This is a genomic window from Nocardia sp. (assembly GCF_025465275.1).
Classification (GTDB): domain Bacteria; phylum Actinomycetota; class Actinomycetes; order Mycobacteriales; family Mycobacteriaceae; genus Nocardia.
Map to the genome: position 1 here is coordinate 1 of NZ_JAODNK010000172.1, position 16,839 is coordinate 16,839.

The window sequence follows — 16,839 nt, forward strand, 5'->3', positions numbered from 1 at the left end:
TGGTTTTCGGTTGAGAACGCGGTCACGGACGTTCGCCATCCTTTTGCTCGTCGGTTATCTCATTGGCCGCGATGGCCGTTTCGGCCGCCAGGGCGGCATCGGTTCCGGGCCGGTTGCGCTGCACCCAGCCGTCCAGGTTTCGTTGAGCTCCACCCGACACCGCAAGCGCCCCCGGTGGAACGTTTCTACGCAGCACAGTACCTGCTGCCGTATAGGCGCCGTCACCCACCGTGAGCGGCGCGACGAACATGGTGTCGCTGCCGGTCCGCACGTGTGAACCGACCGTGGTGTGGTGCTTCTTCACGCCGTCGTAATTGACGAAGACGCTCGACGCGCCGATGTTGCTGTGCTCGCCGATGGTGGCATCACCCACATAGGTCAGGTGCGGGACCTTGGAGTGCGCGCCGATATTCGCGTTCTTGGTCTCGACGAACGCCCCGAGCTTGCCGGAGTCGCCGACCACGGTGCCGGGGCGCAGATAGCTGAACGGCCCGATGGTGGAGCCGGGTCCGATGGTGGCCCGCTCGCCGTGCGTGCGCACCACGTGGGCGCCGTCGCCGACCACCACATCGGTGAGTGTGGAGTCCGGACCGATATCGGCGTCCTCGCCGATCACGGTGTCGCCCAACAGTTGTACGCCCGGCCGGATGACGGCGTCGCGGCCGATGATCACATTGCCGTCGATCCAGGTGGTGCCCGGATCCATGATGGTGACCCCGGCGCGCATGTGCCGCTCCAGGATGTAGCGATTGAGCCTGGCGGCCGCACCGGCCAGCTGCACCCGATCATTGACGCCGGTGACCTTGGCCGAATCGACCAGGCGCGCACCGTGCACCGGATGCCCGGCCTCGCGGGCCAGCTTCAGCACATCGGTGAGGTACAGCTCGTGCTGGGCGTTCGCAGTGGTCAACTGGGAGATCATGATTCGCAGTACGGTCGCGTCGAAGACGTACACACCGGAGTTGACCTCGGTGATGGCGGCCTGCGCGGGAGTGGCGTCCGCATGCTCGACGATCTCGAGCACATGATTGTGGGTATCGCGGATGATGCGGCCGTAGCCGTTCGGGTCTTCGGGCTCGAAGGTCAGCACCGTGACCGCGGATCGCTCCGGATAGCTGCGGTGCTCGTCGAGCAGCGCGGAGACCGTATGCCCGTCCAGCAGAGGCACATCCGCGGAGGTGACCAATAGGTCCCCGTCGAAATCTTCGGGCACGGCGGCGAGTGCGCACTGCACCGCGTGCCCGGTGCCGAGCTGTTCCTCCTGGACCGCCAGGGTGATATCGCGGCCGAGGTCGGCGGCGACCTTGCCGACGGCCGCACCGACCTGCTCGCGGTCGTGGCCCACCACCGTGATGAGGAACGCGGGGTCGATCTCGTTCGCCGCATGCAACGCGTGAGCGAGCATGCTGCGGCCGGCAAGTGGGTGCAACACCTTGGGGGTCTTGGACCGCATTCGGGTTCCGGCTCCGGCGGCGAGAACGACGACGGCGGTCTGCTGTGGCATGGATCTCCCTCGGCTGCGCGTCATCGTGCTGAGTTCTTTGGTTGCGCTGGGCCACAGTTGTGCTGCGTCAGCGATGTGCGGGGCCAACCATAGTGACCCCGTTCGCGAGCTCCGCCGCCAGGACTCGAACCTGAACTAACTGAACCAAAATCAGTGGTGCTGCCATTACACTACGGCGGATTGCAACCCGGCGGACCGTACGGTACGCCGCTCTGCTGGTTATGGCATGCGCGTGTAGATACTCGCACATGGGCCCGCAGTTCCGCGATTTTTCCAAGTTAACGCGGTTGCGCGATCTTGCTCCCGGGTATTTCACATTGGCGGATGCCGTGAACCGAACGTGATCGAACTTCGTGTGTCGGCGGGGCGCTCGAGGACATGAGGTCTCGGGTCTGCAAGAGTTGCGGGACGTTCGTACGGCATACAAGGGAGAGGCGGGAGCGATGACTTCGGGTGATGGCAGCCGGGTGTCGCGTCCGCGTATGACGGGAACTCAACGGCGGCAGCAGCTCATCGAGGTCGGCCGGGCGCTTTTCGCGGAGCGCGGGTACGACGCCACCTCGGTGGAGGAGATCGCGCAGCGGGCGCAGGTCTCGAAACCTGTGGTGTACGAACACTTCGGCGGCAAGGAGGGTTTGTATGCGGTTGTCGTCGACCGGGAGATGTCCGCACTGCTGGAGATGATCACCGCATCGCTCGCGCAGAACCGCTCGCGGGTACGGCTCGAGCAGGTGGCGCTGGCGTTGCTCACCTATATGGAAGAGCGCACGGACGGGTTCCGCATCCTCATGCGCGATCAGCCGGCCTCCGCGGCGGAGGGCACCTACTCCAGTCTGCTGAACGAGGCCGTGAATCAGGTGGCGCACATCCTCGCCGGGGATTTCGAGCGCCGCGGCTTCGATACGAGTTTGGCGACGCTGTACGCACAAGCGCTGGTGGGCATGGTTGCGACGGCGGCCACCTGGTGGCTGGACGAGCGGCAGCCGTCCAAGGAAGTGGTTGCCGCGCACCTGGTGAATCTGTGCTGGAACGGGCTCACGCACCTGGAGGCGGAACCCAAGCTGGCGTCGGAATGGCCCAGCGGCAAAGGAGTCTGAGACCTAACGGTCTGAAATATTGGTCGTACAGCGGTGGAACTGGACAGTTAACTAGCGAATTGCGAAGGAGGACGGGTTGAATGCTCGAATCGACTGGCATCCGCCAGCCGGGTGGTACGGTTCACCCATCCTTCGAGTGGTGTTCGAACTGTGATGTCGGTCAACTTCGGGATGTCGGTCTACTTCAGGAATGGCTGGTTTGATGACAGGCGGATCTGATGGCTAGGCAAGCGCGTGCGGAGATCACTCGCGATTCCGTGCTCGCGGGCGCTGCCGATGTCTTTCTGCGACTGGGTTATGCGAACGCGAGCCTCAGCGAGATCATCGCGCAGTCGAATGTAACCAAGGGCGCCTTGTACTTTCACTTCGGCTCGAAGGAAGAGCTGGCCCGCGCCGTGGTCGATCAGGGCAATGAGCGACTGATCAGCGCCTGCCAGGGATTCTTCGATCCGCGGGTGCCGGCACTCGAGGCGTGCATCGGAATCACCTATGTGGTGGCCGATCTGACCATGAACGACGCCATGGTCGGTGCGATGCTGAAACTGACCCACCAGATCGGCGACTATCGCGGGGCGGGCGGCGACAATATCGCCAAGACTTGGGGCGAGACACATCGTTTGCTCGCCGAACGCGCCATCGCACAGGGTGATCTGGAGCCGGAACTGGATCCGGAGACCATCGGCCTGCTGCTGCAGGAGATGACGACCGGCGTCCATATGGTCGCGGTCAGCACCGAGTCCATCGACCAGATGGCCACCCGCATGGAACGCGCCTGGTACTTCCTGCTTCCGTCCATCGTTCCGGACGAAAAGGTCGCCTACTTCCGCGAATTCGCGGCTCGCCGCCTGCGCCGTTACGCGTAGCGGAGTCTGTCCGTCATCCCGGCGCGCTTTTGGCCGGGATCCAGAGCAGTGAATCATCGACTGCGGCTGTGGATCCCGGCCAAAAGCATGCCGGGACGACGGGGCTTCAGCCGATTTCGGCTATTTGATGCCGGCGGTCCACTTCGCCAGCGCCTTGGTGTAGAGCATGTTCGCTTCGCTGTCGACGTAGTCGTTGACATTGGCGTTGTACTCGAACGTCCAGGCCTTGCTGCCGGAGCGGGCGACATACTCGAGTCCCTTGGCCTGACCGCCGGACGCGGTGATCGCGACGACCTTGTAGCCGAGGATCTCGTCACCGACCACGGGCAGTCCGGGGATCGGGGTGTAGGTGATGCGGGTGCCGTCGTAGATCACGGTCGGGCACCTCTCGTAGGTGGCCATCTCCGCCGCGAAATCCGAGGTCGCCTTCGCGAGCGAATCCGCCTCCGCCACGGTCTTCACCGAGGGGCCGCCGTGTGAGCCGGTGCGGGCGAAGACGGTCTTCACCTTCACCAGCGCCTTCTCCGCCGACGGGGTCACGTATTGCCGCAGCGCCGCAGTGCATTCCGGCGTTTCGCCCGAGACCTTGTCGGCGTCGGTCGTGCTGTCGTCGTCGTTCTCCTTGTCGGTGGCCTCCTGCCAGGAGAACGGCACATCGGAGTCGGCCAGCACGAGCGGCATGAGATCGGCGGCGGTCGGGCCCGCCGCGATCGCGACGGTGGTCGTGGGCGCGACGGTGGTCACGGGTGGCGCCACGGGGATGTTCGCCGGTGTGGACGGGCTCGCCCGGGTCTTCTCGCCGTCGGCGCTACTGGCCACGATCGCCACCACCGCACCCAGTGCGAGCACAACGACGAGTACGGCCAGCGCCACCAACCTCCACCGGTCCCTACCCGTCGGGGGAGGGGGGAACTGCTGCCCCCGCTGTCCGAACTGCCGCAGAAACTGCTGCTGCGGGACGGCCTGCTGCGCCGCGGGTTGCTGCTGTTGAGCCGCGGGTTGCTGCTGTTGATACGGAAGCCCTCGGCCCGGTCCGTAACCCTGTGGCCCGTAACCCTGTTGGCCCTCGGGCTGCTGCCCCGCAGCAGGCTGTTGCCCGGCGTAGACCGGCTGCCCGTAGCGCTGGCCGGAACCGGGCTGATACCCGTTGGGCGGAAAGGTCGGCGGCTGTGTACTCAAAACATCCCCTAGACCCGGGGCGGGTTCGGAGCAAACGGATCGGTTCCCCGGAACCCCTACCCGTGGGGACCATTGTTACCACGGCAAACTCGTACCGTCGCCACAGCTACGGGCTCTCGCGCTGCAGTTTTCGCCAGCCGCCGGCGCGATTGTTGCTGACGATCTCGCGGAACATGGCGAGAAGCGCTGGCGCGTTGAGGGTTTCGCCCTCGTGGACCGCGATCATCCGGGCGGACTTGTTATCGTGGCCGCCGGTGATGATGCCCTCGGGATCGGGGACCATCGCGCCGTCGTAGAGGAAGATGTCGACGGCCTGCTTGGTGCCGAGCAGCGCGCAGATGTTCCCGTCGAGCACGAAGTACGGCCGCACCCGCCGCTTGACGGTTTCGGTGACGTCCGGATCCGCCTCGTGCACCAGCTCGCGCACCTGGCGGCAGATGGCCTGCTGCCATTCCGGCAGGGTCTCGATGTACGCATCCACTCGCGGATCAGCCACAAAGGACATGAGGATATCGAAGCATGACGGAGGGCGATCGTGCCGGGAACGATGGAATGGCTGTCCATGCGCTTGGCTGTCGGCACGGGCCATTAGACTCGGTGAGCTGTCCGAACCGCTGATCTGCGCCCAGGAGTCTGCCTCATGTCGAGCCCACGTCCACCTCTCGCGGGACTGGCCGCAGTGGCCGGTGCCGATACTGCTCTACAGCAGGTCAAGAGCCTGATCGGGCGGGAATCGGCAATGCTGGTGGCGCCCTCGGCGGTGCGCCCGTTCGTGGCCGCGACCATTGCCGGGCAGCGCCCGCTGGTGGTGGTGACGGCCACCGGCCGCGAGGCCGATGATCTGGCCGCCGAACTCACCGAGATGCTGGGCCCGGGTGTCGCACTCTTCCCGTCCTGGGAGACGCTGCCGCACGAGCGGCTCTCGCCCGGCGCGGATACGGTCGGCAAGCGCATGCAGGTGCTGCGGCGGCTGGCGCATCCGGAGGACCCGGTCTACGGCGAACCGCTGCGGGTGGTGGTGACCACGGTGCGCTCGCTCATGCAGCCGATGGCGCGCGGTCTCGGCGATATCGAGCCCATTGTGCTGCGCGCCGGCGCCGAGTTCGATTTCGAGGAACTGCTCGAACGGCTGGTGGAATTCGCCTACGAGCGGGTCGATATGGTCGGCAAGCGCGGCGAGTTCGCGGTGCGCGGCGGCATTCTCGACCTCTTCCCGCCCACCGCGGATCATCCGGTGCGCGTGGAGTTCTGGGGCGATGAGGTGAGTGAGCTGCGCGCCTTCTCGGTCGCCGATCAGCGCTCGATCATCGATGTGCCGATCGAACTGGCGGTGGCCCAGCCCTGCCGTGAGCTGCTGCTCACCCCGGCGCTGCGCGCGCGGGCCGCGGAGGTGGCCGAGGAGAATCCGGCAGACGCCTCGCTGCTGGAAATGCTGGCGAAGCTTGCCGAGGGCATTCCGGTGGACGGTATGGAGGCGCTGCTGCCGGTCTTGCAGCCGGGCTCGCTGCAGCTGCTCACCGAGCTGCTGCCCGCGGGATCCCATGTGCTGCTGTGTGATCCGGAGAAGGTCCGCACCCGCGCCGCCGATCTGGTGCGTACCGGTGAGGAGTTCCTGGAGGCCTCCTGGACGGCGGCCTCCTTCGGTGGCGCCGCGCCGCTGGGCGCGCACGGCCTCGATCTCGCCGCCTCGGGCTATCGCGGTCTGGATGTGGTGCACGCCGCTGCCCGCAAGCGCGGCCTGCCCTGGTGGACGCTGAGCCCGCTGATCGCCGACCATCCGGACGAGATCGTGCTGCCGGTGCTGTCCGCACCGTCGGCCCGCGGTTCCGAGGAGCTGGTCGCCACCATCTTCGCGTCGCTGCGCGCGCATGTCACCACCGGTGGCCGCGCGGTCATCGTCGTCGCGGGACACGGTACGGCGCAACGCATTCTGGAACGCCTCGCCGATGCCGAGGTGCCCGCCGCCACCCTGGAGTCGGGTGCCGAACCGGTGCGCGGGCTGGTCGGTGTGCTCTGCGGTTCGCTGCACGACGGCATTGTTTTCGACGACGCGAAACTGGTGGTGATCGCCGAATCCGATCTCACCGGTAACCGCGTCACCGCCGGCGACGGTAAGAAGATGGCGGCTCGGCGTCGCAATCAGGTCGATCCGCTGGCGCTGCGCGCCGGTGACATGGTCGTGCACGATCAGCACGGCATCGGCCGGTTCGTGGAAATGATCGAGCGCACCATCGGCGGCGCGCGCCGCGAGTATCTGGTCATCGAATACGCGCCCAGTAAGCGCGGGCAGCCCGGCGACCGGCTCTTCGTGCCCATGGACTCGCTCGATCAGCTGTCCCGCTATGTGGGCGGCGAGCTGCCCAGCCTGTCCAAGCTCGGCGGCTCCGACTGGCAGAACACCAAACGCAAGGCGCGCAAGGCCGTTCGTGAGATCGCGACCGAGCTGGTGCAGCTCTACGCGGCCCGGCAGGCCGCGCCCGGTCACGCCTTCGGCCCGGACACCCCGTGGCAGGTGGAGATGGAGGATGCGTTCGCCTTCACCGAGACCATCGATCAGCTCACCGCCATTGCCGAGGTGAAATCGGATATGGAGAAGGCGGTCCCGATGGACCGCGTCATCTGTGGCGATGTCGGCTACGGCAAGACCGAGATCGCGGTGCGCGCCGCGTTCAAGGCGGTGCAGGACGGTAAGCAGGTCGCGGTGCTGGTGCCGACAACGCTGCTCGCACAACAGCATCTGCAGACCTTCACCGAGCGGCTCGCCGGATTCCCGGTCACCGTGAAGGGTCTGTCCCGCTTCACCGATCCGGGCGAATCGCGGGAAACCATGGAGGGCATGACCACCGGCGAGGTGGATATTGTCATCGGCACGCACCGGCTGCTGCAGACCGGCATTCGCTGGAAAGACCTGGGCCTCACCATTATCGACGAGGAACAGCGGTTCGGCGTCGAGCACAAGGAGCACATCAAGGCGCTGCGCACGCACGTGGACATGCTCACCATGTCCGCCACGCCGATCCCGCGCACCCTGGAGATGAGCCTGGCCGGCATTCGCGAGATGTCGACCATTCTCACCCCGCCGGAGGAGCGGCATCCGGTGCTCACCTATGTCGGTTCGTACAACGACAAGCAGGTCGCCGCCGCCATTCGCCGGGAACTGCTGCGTGACGGCCAGGTGTTCTACGTGCACAACCGGGTGTCCTCGATCGAGAAGTCGGCCAAGCGGATTCGCGATCTGGTGCCGGAGGCGCGGGTTGCGATCGCGCACGGCCAGATGAACGAGGATGTGCTCGAGAAGACCGTGCAGGGCTTCTGGGAGCGGGAATTCGATGTGCTGGTCTCCACCACCATTATCGAAACCGGTCTCGATATCTCGAATGCCAATACGCTGATCGTGGAACGCGCTGACGCCCTGGGGCTTTCGCAGCTGCACCAGCTGCGTGGCCGTGTCGGCCGCAGCCGTGAGCGCGGGTACGCCTACTTCCTGTACCCGCCGGAGAAGCCGCTCACCGAAACGGCCTACGACCGCCTGGCCACCATTTCGCAGAACTCGGATCTGGGTGCGGGTATGGCGGTGGCCATGAAGGACTTGGAGATTCGCGGCGCGGGCAATGTGCTCGGCGCGGAACAGTCCGGGCATGTCGCCGGTGTCGGCTTCGACCTGTACGTGCGCCTGGTCGGCGAGGCGGTGGAGGCGTACCGCGCTGCCGCCGACGGACGGCCCATCAGCGTGGACGAGGAGACCCGGGAGGTGCGCATCGATCTTCCGGTGGACGCGCACATTCCGCCGGACTACATCGCCTCCGATCGCCTGCGGCTGGAGGGTTACCGCAAACTGGCTGCCGCCCAGGATGATTCGGGACTGTCGGCGGTCGTCGAGGAGCTCATCGACCGGTACGGCCCGTTGCCGGTGGAGGTCCTGCGACTGGTGTCGGTCGCCAAGCTGCGGCTGCTCGCACGGGAGTACAAGATCGCCGAGATCGGCGTCACCGGCACCACGCTCAAGGTGGCGCCGCTGCAACTGCCCGATTCGAAGCAGTTGCGGCTCAAGCGTTTGTACCCGAACGCCACCTACCGCCCGGCCACCGGCATCGTGCAGTTGCCGCTGCCACGCGTGGAGGACAGCGTCGGCGCGGCCCGCGTACGCGATATCGAGGTGCTGCAGTTCGTCGCCGACCTACTGCTGGCTCTCGACGGAAAAGCCCCGGGCGCAGTGGATGTGCGGCCCGTGGTCGAGGTGACAGCCGCCCGATGAGCCCGTCGGACAGCAGTGGGCGGGGCACGAACGGGATCGACGGCGCAACCCCCGCCAGGGCCGGTGATGCTGTTGCCAACGCAGCATCCGCCCAGGATGTGGTGGCCGATATTGCGCGCATGACGGAGGCGCTCGGCGAAGCGGTCGATGTGATGGATCGGCTCTGGAATTTCGGCGGCTGGGAAGTCACCCAGACGCACGATTCGCTGCGCCCGTATCTGCTCGAAGAGACGTACGAGCTGCTCGATGCCATCCAGGCCGGTGATGCCGAGACCATTCGGGAGGAGCTCGGCGACCTCCTGCTACAGGTGCTCTTCCACTCCCGGATCGCCGAGGCCGCAGGCGAATTCACCGTCGCCGAGGTCGCCGCCGCGCTGGTCGCCAAGCTGACGCACCGCAGCCCGCACCTGGCCGACAACGGCATCGACACGAACGCCGCACTCGCCGACAAGATCGCCGCCCAGGAAACCGCCTGGGAGGAACGCAAGACCGCGGAGAAGTCCCGCCGCTCCTGCCTGGACGGTATCGCCATGGCACAGCCCGCCCTGGCGCTGGCGGAGAAGGTGCGCTCGCGCAGCACCAAGGCCGGACTACCGGACGAGCTGATCCCGGACGACCTGCGAGTAGTCCGCCTCGGTGGTCGAGGCAGCGCCGAGGAGCGCCTCCGCAAAGCCACCCTCCACTTCGCCGGCGCTATCCGAACAGCCGAGGACACCGCCGAATCCGAGCGCGGCGAACGCCGCGCGCTCGCGCCGGGGGAGTGGCTGCGGTACTGGCCCGGAAACTGACCGGCAGGCCCCCGACACGGTGGTCGTGACCCGATCGCAGCACCGACGCCCGGCGGTACCCGGCCTCTGACCGTTATGCTTCTGCTGTTTCGGGCTCAGAGGAGGACCAATGCGGGGGCGAACTGTCGCTATATGCCTGACTGTGCTTTTCGCGGTCACGGGCTGTGGCAAAGTGGTAAGCGGCACGCCCGCACCGGATCCGGTGGTGGCCAAGATGCCGCGGCTGACGCCCGACAAAATCTCCGATGTGCTGCTGACCACCGATGACGTCGGCAAAATCGTCGCCTCCACCACCCTCACCCAGAAGTTCGAGAACACGGTCCCGACCGCCCCGAACTTCACCTACGCCCCCACCCAGTGCGCACCCATGATGTACACCGCAGACTCGGACACCTACGGCGACAAGTGGAACGGCTTCCGCCTGCGTTCGATGCAGGAGTCCGGTGACAACTACCAGCACGCCATCTACGAAACGGTCGCCACCTTCAAGAACTTCCTGGTAGCCGAGGCCCTGGTGCACCAATACCAGGGCGTCCTCGCCCAGTGCAAAGACCAGGACGTCACCAATACCCCCAAAGACGCCACCAAGGACAAGCCCGCCGTCCTGCACGTCAACGCGGTAACCCACAACACCGACCCCACCGCCGTCTCCGCCGACTGGACAGTCTCCTCCACCGGCAGCACCTGGGTCTGCTCCGACACCATGCGCACCCAGGGCAACGCCATTATCGAAGTCTCCAGCTGCTCCTACGCCGACGCCCGCACCTCAGCCATAATCACCGACCGCATAGCCGCCAAAATCCGTCAGCAGAACTAGACCGGTCGTCTTCAAGCGAGCCGATGAACCACAGATCACTCCCCGACTATCCTGGGGGAGTAGTAGTCGACCAGGTCGAACGAAGGTGGTGAGCGCGCCATGGCACAGCCGATCGCCTACGGCGACGTGGACCATGAGGCGGCCTTGAAGTACGCGGTGCAGCGCATCGATCACCGATGCGCTCAGGTCATCGAGGGGCGGATCGTACTGGTGTCGCCGATGTGGGATCACCAGAAAGTGGTTGCCCTGATTCGCCGCGGGCTCGATGCGAGGGTTGAAGAACTAGGTTGCCTGATGGGGTCAGGGAACCTGGATCTGCCAGGTTCCCAGAACTGGTACATCCCAGATCTGGCCGTCGTGCCCGCATGCCTTGCGGAGGACGCGGGCGCACTGCTGCCGGATAAGACTCTGCTCATTGTTGAGGTCACGTCCGAATCCAATGCCGACACCGATCGTGAGATCAAGCCCAAGCGCTATGCGCAATACGGTGCACCGCAGTATCTGCTGGTCGATCGCCAGCGCGCTGAGTGGACCCTGTTCACCAGCCCGCACGACCTCGGCTACGCCGAAATCGAAGGCCCGCACTCATTCGGAACGCCGATCCCGCTCCCGAAACCCTTCGACTTGCAGCTCGACACCACCGACTTCTGACCCGTCCGCGAGGTGCAACCGACGGCCCGGCATCGTCTGTGCCGGAGGTTATCCGGTATTGAACACGGGTACCGTCAGAACGCGTGAAGCTGGTTACATTCTCGCCAGGACCATGTAAAACTCGTCGAATGTTGGTGAATTCCCGAATTATTCACTGCGCCATCGACAGGCCGTGTGCCCAGTCCAGAAAATGACGCTCTTCTTCCGAGTCTGCCGACACTTTCCGTCCAGCCCGCTCGAGGATTACGAGTGAGGGTGCGAGCACGCCACCGATCATTGACTTGAGTATCGTATTGGTGGATGCAAAGTATGTTTCATACATAGATTTGACCAAATTCTCGAACGCATCGATATCGATCTCGTACATATCGGAGGCGATTCCGGTCAATCCGGCTGGTCTATCAAGTACCTCGGCTACGCTCTTCAGGATCCGGACGTATATATCACCGACCTTGAGGCTCGGGCTCCATACTGTCTCGTCGCCGACTTCAAAAACGTAGCTCATTGTGCCCACTGTACCAGTATCGTTACGCCTGGATGCTTGCTGCGAAGATCTGCCACAGCATTCTCTACCGCAGTCTTGAAGCTCGGATCTGCGCCGGGGGTTGTGAATCGTAACCCAATCGGAGCATCCTCATATCCATTAATATATTGACGAGCGTCAATATAGGATTCGAGCTTCTTGTCGACCTGCTTGTCAACCCATTTGCTCACATTGCCAGCGTCGGTCGCTGATTTCTCCTCCCATAGCACGCCATCCTTGACTCTATCAATATCAGTGATCGTACGTGACAGATTGTCTGGTTGATCGATCTGAACTTCGGAATTTCCCTCCTGTATATGGTATTTCCCGTCACTTCCGAGTTGGGTTCTTTTCGGATCGTCGAAGCTGACATCCTTCTTGGGTAGTGTGGAGTCGCGAGCTGAAGAGTTTCCACCCACTTCCTCTTCGATTGTTTTTGCTTCGAGGGCGTCGATTTCCTCTAGTTTGGCCGCGGTGCGTTCGACGGTGTTTTCCGCATTGACAATCTGGGTGGCTTCTTCTTCGAATTTCTTGCCCGTAATGAAGGCTTTGATGGCAGCGCCGGTGTCCTTAATTTTCTTCAGGACATTGGCGGTCAATACGAGGCCGGCGATTGCGCCGACGCCAGCAGTGACGAGGCACGCGAGGATATCGAGGGCAAGGCTCTCGTCGATCATCACGATGACTTCGCGGACCGCGTCGCGGATTTCCTTCCGCATCTCGTCGAGCTTGTATTTATGGTTGTGGCAGTCCACTTCGAGATTGTAGGTTGCGGTCTCGACATCGCCTGCGCTGGATCTTAGAGTGTCGAGCTGGTCGATGATGTCCACAACTTCGGGCGAGTCGATCTCATTGATTTTGGCCATTGCGGAGCTGATAATGAGCTGAGCATGGGACACAGCGTCAGAGTTGGCGTATTTGTGCCAGGCGTCGGCGGCGGTCTTCAATTTATCAGTATTGCCGTCGGGAACTGGAACACCGATGCTTTCCAGAAGATTCGGGATGCTGGTTTCCAGCCCTTGTCCCGGGCCGCCGGCTGCGGGCGGGTGTACCCAGTTGACGACGGTGGCGTTGTAGGCGGGATCCGATGGCTTGTCGGGTGCTTTGCCCTTGTTCGGGTTCGTATCCGCGTTGTAGTTGGCGAGCGCGTGGTTGTGGCCCGCAATGGCGATCAGGTAGGACAGGTGATTTGAAGAGTGCACGAGCCGACTCGCGGTGTCGGCGGCGGTGGAGGCGCGGGTGTCATACCCCGTGGCCCACTGCTTGGCCGAGTCGGTCGAACCGGCCATGGAGCCGGTAACCGCAAGTGCGGTGGTGAGTTCGGTCCGAGCGGTGGCGAGATCGTTGGCGTGGTCGGACAGCTGTTTGGCGGCGTCGTAGAACGCCTGTGGATTCACAGTGACCATGGGCTACCGGCCGCCGAACATCCCGGTATTCGCCCCGATCGCTGCGCTGTAATGGTGATGAGCGTTGCTCGCGACGTTGCTCATATCAGTGACGCCCTGTGCGAATTCTTGCGCGCCCGTGAGCCATTGGCGATGAGCGTCCTCGTAGGCCGCAGCCGCGTCGCTGTCCCAGCTACCTGCGCGCAAGGTGACCACCTTGGCGTCCAAGGCAGTGAACTGGTCAGTGAGAAATTTCGCCAGATTCGACAGGCGGGACACGATCGTGTCTAGTTCGTTGAGGTCTACGGAATATTCGTCGTCGCTCACGTCAGAGATCCAGATTCGTGAGTCGGTCCGCGGACAGCAGATCTTGGCTGGTATATGTGTCGGCGGCAACCCCAAGCTGCTTGGCCAACGTGGTCAGAGCATCAATGACGGTTTTCCCACCGTCAGAACATTCGCCCCAGCCGGTGTTGAAGGACTTGGCCGCCGTCCCGGTCCAGTTGAGCGAATCAACATCTCGCCCCGCCGATTCCAGTGCAGAACGTAGCGTTCCGGCGATATCGAGGGCGAACCGGCCCAGTCCTTGCACATCCTCAGGAACGACGAACAACCCGCCAGAGTCCCCCACTTCACTCATGCCCGCAGAGATTACCACCACTAAGGTTCGATAACCGTGGAGGCGGCCATGGCGTCGTGGTTGGAGGAACCCGAAGAGCACAAGCGTAGATCGGGAGTAGTCACCAGTTCTCAAAGTTCCGGAAGGGCGAGTTCAAACCCCGTTCTCGCTGCCAGTCGTCGTACTCCACAGCATCCACGAAGGCGGACTCACCACTCAGATCGGGGGACGCGAGACCGCATGGGCCAGAATGGGATTCGTTTGCGCCGCTGTGTCCAAGATCCGCGCGGACGGCATCGTATGCTGCGTCGCGGGCCTGTCCGATCAACTCGATCACGGTGGCCACAACCCGCTCGGGATTCGGTACTACGTGTGCGGTCGGTCACTACCCATCGGTGGACTTTGCCATCGGCGTCAACGGAGACGGACACCGAGCCGTCGGGCGATGCAGCAATGGCAACCTTTTCGCTAGTATGGCCCGAACCGCTTCGACATCCTCGCTCGAAACTCTCGACGAACCACCGGTCGCCGCTTTCCCGCTGCCCCGCATGCCGCCCCGATTCGAAATCCAGTGTGCGGATGAGGGTTTCATCCTGACACGATTTCGTCACAGCCTACAACGCGAATGATGGGTGCCGCTTGGAACGCGGTAGCTCCGAAACGAGTCCAGGAGAGCTACACCCGATGCGGTTGCAGCCGGCGGGCCGGAGGCGACCTACGCCACCGGCCACGCGGCTCGCGGCGGTCCGGGTCGGCTGTTCAGCCGGTGCCGCGATCCGGGAATCGCAGGATGGTCGCGGGTTTCGGGCCGAAGTCGCCGCGTAATATCTCGGATGCGGCGCGGGCCCGGTCGCACGGCGGATCGCAATCGCGGTGGTGCACCCTGGCTTCGATCGCCTCCGTTTGTGTCATTCGGCTTTCAGAGGCCTCGATGGTGTGCTCCTCGGGCATTTTCAGCCGGGGGCCGTATTGCTCCGCTGTTTCCGTACTTCTCGGTCCCGAATCGGCCATGCGTCTCGCCCAATGCCATGCGTTGCGGTCGGCGATCTCGAGTAATTGCCGCAATCGGCCGCAACTCGTGGCGTGGTGCCCGGGGCCGGGAAGGCAATGGCGATGCGGGTAGAGCAGCGCTCGAATGCCGTGGGGGTAACGCAGATCGACTCGATATTCCGGCACTGGGTGATGATCGAGTCGGGAGGCGCCGGTCACCGCCGCCACCGCCCTGCCGGGTTGTCGGCGCGGTGACGTCCGTGCGCATGTCTGGCCGCCATGGGATAGCTGCTGCCGGTGGACAATTCGAGCCTGTACGCAGCCGGCCGGGGCTGATGGCTGTCACTGGCGTGCAGGTCTGCCGCCAGCGCCCCGAGGAATGTGATCAGGCCGCCGATGAGCAGGATGAGCAAAACCCAAGATTCCCAAAGCATTTGAATGTCCCCTTTGCCGGTATTCGCTCTGGATGCCGAGTGGCGGCGGCTTGGCCGAGGTCGTCGCCGGGTGGTATCGCTCCAGTAGACACCTGAATGATTCTTTGAGACACGCAAAATGCCACGAGCAGAGGAATAAGCTGGAGTCTCAGTGTGAGCCGGTGCAGTACGCGACAATCCGGATAGCGAGGCTAAGGAAATGAGTACCGTGTCCCGCAGGGCTTTTGGAAAGTTCCTTCGTGAAATCCGCGAAGGAGCTGGGAAAGGATCTCTAGCGGCTGGACTTCGGATCGAAATCTCGAAACACACGTTGCTACGGCTGGAGGCCGGAGTGCCGACCAAGATCGTCACAGCGCAGATCGGACAGCTTCTCGAGTTCTACGGAGTGACCCCGGAAGTTCGTGTCGAAGCCTTGCAGCTGTGGGGCGAGGTGCGTGAGCAGGCGAAAGCGGCTCAGCTGCAAGGAAGTTCAAAGGGATTTTGGCTGGCGTACGCCGATCAATACGCTCCGCATTACTCGCACTTCCTACGCTTGGAAGCAGCAGCCAGCAAGGTCGTCACGCACCAGCTCGTCCTCATCCCAGGGCTGTTGCAAACCTCCGACTACCGGCGGGCTGTGGCCCGGATCGACAACTCTGAGCTCTCAATCGTCGATATTGAGCGTCGGGTTGAGCTGACCGCGCGCAGGCAAGCCCGGCTGGATGCCGATCTCCGGATGGACGTGTTGATCTCCGAGGCTGTCTTGATGCACCGGGCCGGGCCGCCGGAAGTGATGCGTGGGCAGATGACTCGCTTGGTTGAAGCCGGAGAGCGTGACAACATCAGCATCCGGATCGTGCCGCTGCGGCAGGTCGGACATCGTGGGCTGCACATTCAATCGTTCACGATGCTCGAATTCCCCAGGCTGGAAAGTGGTTTGGACGATCCGCCGGTGGTCTACCTCGAGGGCGTAGTCGGCGCGCTGTACCACGAACGGGTGGACGTGATCGAGAAGTATCGGCAGGCGATCTCGGCCCTGCAAGCGGTAGCGTTGACCGAAGAAGACACCAGAGACATGGTGATTGAGTACACGAAGGAGTATGCGCTGTGAGCAATCAACCGCCGCAGGGTACGTGGTTCAAGTCAAGCCGGTCATCCAACGCCAACGAGTGCGTTGAGGTGTACCAGGATGAAACTCGGGTCGGGGTGCGTGACTCGAAGAACCCTGGCGGCCCGGAGCTGTGGTTTCCGGGTGTGGTGTGGGATGCGTTCCTCGAGAGTGGAATTTGGAAAGCTTGATCTCATAGGTAAGTGCCCCTGACTGAAATACAACGGTCGAGGGCACTCGGCTATTCAGGGCTGCCTTCGGTCGCAGTGGCGAGATCCTCAGGGTTCGAGGAGTTCCGCGCGCAGGCGCGGATACGGGTCGACGATCGTTCGCGGGACGTCCTCGCGCAGATGCAGTTTAAGGTCGAGGAGTTTGTCGCCTGCGACGTAGTGCCGGGCGCGGGTTTCACCGCGCGCGGACAGTAGCCCGATCTCGGTGAGCGCCTTGAGGTCTCGGGACGCTGTCCGCTCGTCGATACCGGCGCGGGCCAGATAGCCGTGCCGCCGGATCCGGACGTAGCCGAGGGCTTGCCGATAGCCTCGAATCTCGGCGAAGGTGCGTTCGTCGGCGGTGAGCGCTTCTTCGTAGTCCACGGCTGCGGCCGCATCGTCGGTCTCGACCACGTAGCCCTCGATGCTGTTCGATCC

17 protein-coding genes, 1 tRNA gene and 1 pseudogene are annotated in these 16,839 nt (G+C 63.7%); 8 read left to right on the top strand and 11 right to left on the bottom strand.

The genetic code is table 11. The annotated features are described in order from the left end of the window. Positions 1–22: 22 nt before the first annotated feature. On the bottom strand, positions 23–1,504 hold the full coding sequence (gene glmU, locus JWN03_RS35520) for a bifunctional UDP-N-acetylglucosamine diphosphorylase/glucosamine-1-phosphate N-acetyltransferase GlmU (protein ID WP_297624498.1): 1,482 nt from the start codon (positions 1,502–1,504) through the stop codon (positions 23–25). 109 nt (positions 1,505–1,613) lie between these two features. Further along, positions 1,614–1,684 (bottom strand) — tRNA-Gln (locus tag JWN03_RS35525). 302 nt (positions 1,685–1,986) lie between these two features. Here JWN03_RS35525 and JWN03_RS35530 point away from each other — a divergent pair. Both JWN03_RS35530 and JWN03_RS35535 read left to right on the top strand, forming a co-directional pair. Then, complete coding sequence (locus tag JWN03_RS35530) at positions 1,987–2,601, top strand: TetR/AcrR family transcriptional regulator (RefSeq protein ID WP_297624540.1); 615 nt, start codon at positions 1,987–1,989, stop codon at positions 2,599–2,601. Between the two features lie 218 nt (positions 2,602–2,819). Continuing rightward, entirely contained in the window at positions 2,820–3,464 is a 645-nt protein-coding gene (locus tag JWN03_RS35535) for a TetR/AcrR family transcriptional regulator (protein WP_297624501.1), read from the top strand. 120 nt (positions 3,465–3,584) lie between these two features. On the opposite strand, the gene JWN03_RS35540 is transcribed toward JWN03_RS35535, so the two are convergent. Next, complete coding sequence (locus tag JWN03_RS35540) at positions 3,585–4,643, bottom strand: hypothetical protein (protein ID WP_297624504.1); 1,059 nt, start codon at positions 4,641–4,643, stop codon at positions 3,585–3,587. Between the two features lie 106 nt (positions 4,644–4,749). Then, on the bottom strand, positions 4,750–5,148 hold the full coding sequence (locus tag JWN03_RS35545) for a DUF1801 domain-containing protein (RefSeq protein ID WP_297624506.1): 399 nt from the start codon (positions 5,146–5,148) through the stop codon (positions 4,750–4,752). A gap of 135 nt (positions 5,149–5,283) precedes the next feature. On the opposite strand from JWN03_RS35545, the gene mfd reads away from it, so the two are divergent. The 4 genes from mfd to JWN03_RS35565 all read left to right on the top strand — a co-directional run bounded on the left by mfd (position 5,284) and on the right by JWN03_RS35565 (position 11,154). Next, positions 5,284–8,898 (top strand): transcription-repair coupling factor, encoded by a 3,615-nt coding sequence (gene mfd / locus JWN03_RS35550; protein WP_297624509.1) that lies wholly within the window; start codon positions 5,284–5,286, stop codon positions 8,896–8,898. 119 nt (positions 8,899–9,017) lie between these two features. Next, positions 9,018–9,686 (top strand): MazG family protein, encoded by a 669-nt coding sequence (locus JWN03_RS35555; protein WP_297624543.1) that lies wholly within the window; start codon positions 9,018–9,020, stop codon positions 9,684–9,686. 109 nt (positions 9,687–9,795) lie between these two features. Further along, positions 9,796–10,503, top strand: a complete 708-nt coding sequence (locus JWN03_RS35560; RefSeq protein WP_297624512.1) for a sensor domain-containing protein — start codon at positions 9,796–9,798, stop codon at positions 10,501–10,503. A 99-nt stretch (positions 10,504–10,602) separates the two neighbouring features. Further along, the gene (locus JWN03_RS35565) at positions 10,603–11,154 is read left to right on the top strand and encodes a Uma2 family endonuclease (RefSeq protein WP_297624514.1); all 552 of its coding nucleotides are present in this window, start codon (positions 10,603–10,605) and stop codon (positions 11,152–11,154) included. Positions 11,155–11,305: 151 nt separating this feature from the next. Here the strand turns inward: JWN03_RS35565 and JWN03_RS35570 are convergent, their stop codons facing one another. From JWN03_RS35570 to JWN03_RS35595, 6 genes are all read right to left on the bottom strand, one after another. Next, positions 11,306–11,659, bottom strand: a complete 354-nt coding sequence (locus JWN03_RS35570) for a DUF6086 family protein (RefSeq protein WP_297624517.1) — start codon at positions 11,657–11,659, stop codon at positions 11,306–11,308. Continuing rightward, positions 11,656–13,083: a hypothetical protein gene (locus JWN03_RS35575; protein WP_297624519.1), complete on the bottom strand. Its 1,428-nt coding sequence runs from the start codon at positions 13,081–13,083 to the stop codon at positions 11,656–11,658. Before JWN03_RS35575 ends, JWN03_RS35570 begins: the two co-directional genes overlap by 4 nt. Positions 13,084–13,086: 3 nt before the next feature. Then, complete coding sequence (locus tag JWN03_RS35580) at positions 13,087–13,389, bottom strand: WXG100 family type VII secretion target (RefSeq protein WP_297624522.1); 303 nt, start codon at positions 13,387–13,389, stop codon at positions 13,087–13,089. 1 nt (position 13,390) lies between these two features. Further along, entirely contained in the window at positions 13,391–13,702 is a 312-nt protein-coding gene (locus tag JWN03_RS35585; RefSeq protein WP_297624525.1) for a WXG100 family type VII secretion target, read from the bottom strand. A 738-nt stretch (positions 13,703–14,440) separates the two neighbouring features. Continuing rightward, positions 14,441–14,890 carry a hypothetical protein gene (locus JWN03_RS35590; protein WP_297624528.1) on the bottom strand — a complete coding sequence of 150 codons (450 nt, stop codon included), beginning with the start codon at positions 14,888–14,890 and terminating at the stop codon, positions 14,441–14,443. Then, positions 14,887–15,105, bottom strand: a complete 219-nt coding sequence (locus JWN03_RS35595) for a hypothetical protein (RefSeq protein ID WP_297624531.1) — start codon at positions 15,103–15,105, stop codon at positions 14,887–14,889. Before JWN03_RS35595 ends, JWN03_RS35590 begins: the two co-directional genes overlap by 4 nt. Before the next feature lie 331 nt (positions 15,106–15,436). On the opposite strand from JWN03_RS35595, the gene JWN03_RS35600 reads away from it, so the two are divergent. Continuing rightward, positions 15,437–16,195, top strand: a complete 759-nt coding sequence (locus tag JWN03_RS35600) for a DUF5753 domain-containing protein (RefSeq protein WP_297624534.1) — start codon at positions 15,437–15,439, stop codon at positions 16,193–16,195. Next, positions 16,192–16,383 (top strand): DUF397 domain-containing protein, encoded by a 192-nt coding sequence (locus JWN03_RS35605; RefSeq protein ID WP_297624537.1) that lies wholly within the window; start codon positions 16,192–16,194, stop codon positions 16,381–16,383. Before JWN03_RS35600 ends, JWN03_RS35605 begins: the two co-directional genes overlap by 4 nt. 87 nt (positions 16,384–16,470) lie before the next feature. Here the strand turns inward: JWN03_RS35605 and JWN03_RS35610 are convergent. Further along, positions 16,471–16,839: pseudogene (locus JWN03_RS35610) on the bottom strand (hypothetical protein); the annotation flags it as partial.

Bases quoted from the DNA above. Each gene is read 5' to 3' on its own strand.
- glmU (WP_297624498.1), bottom strand. From the start codon at position 1,504: ATGCCACAGCAGACCGCCGTCGTCGTTCTCGCCGCCGGAGCCGGAACC.
- JWN03_RS35530 (WP_297624540.1), top strand. From the start codon at position 1,987: ATGACGGGAACTCAACGGCGGCAGCAGCTCATCGAGGTCGGCCGGGCG.
- JWN03_RS35535 (WP_297624501.1), top strand. From the start codon at position 2,820: ATGGCTAGGCAAGCGCGTGCGGAGATCACTCGCGATTCCGTGCTCGCG.
- JWN03_RS35545 (WP_297624506.1), bottom strand. From the start codon at position 5,148: ATGTCCTTTGTGGCTGATCCGCGAGTGGATGCGTACATCGAGACCCTG.
- mfd (WP_297624509.1), top strand. From the start codon at position 5,284: ATGTCGAGCCCACGTCCACCTCTCGCGGGACTGGCCGCAGTGGCCGGT.
- JWN03_RS35555 (WP_297624543.1), top strand. From the start codon at position 9,018: ATGACGGAGGCGCTCGGCGAAGCGGTCGATGTGATGGATCGGCTCTGG.
- JWN03_RS35560 (WP_297624512.1), top strand. From the start codon at position 9,796: ATGCGGGGGCGAACTGTCGCTATATGCCTGACTGTGCTTTTCGCGGTC.
- JWN03_RS35565 (WP_297624514.1), top strand. From the start codon at position 10,603: ATGGCACAGCCGATCGCCTACGGCGACGTGGACCATGAGGCGGCCTTG.
- JWN03_RS35570 (WP_297624517.1), bottom strand. From the start codon at position 11,659: ATGAGCTACGTTTTTGAAGTCGGCGACGAGACAGTATGGAGCCCGAGC.
- JWN03_RS35575 (WP_297624519.1), bottom strand. From the start codon at position 13,083: ATGGTCACTGTGAATCCACAGGCGTTCTACGACGCCGCCAAACAGCTG.
- JWN03_RS35585 (WP_297624525.1), bottom strand. From the start codon at position 13,702: ATGAGTGAAGTGGGGGACTCTGGCGGGTTGTTCGTCGTTCCTGAGGAT.
- JWN03_RS35595 (WP_297624531.1), bottom strand. From the start codon at position 15,105: ATGCTTTGGGAATCTTGGGTTTTGCTCATCCTGCTCATCGGCGGCCTG.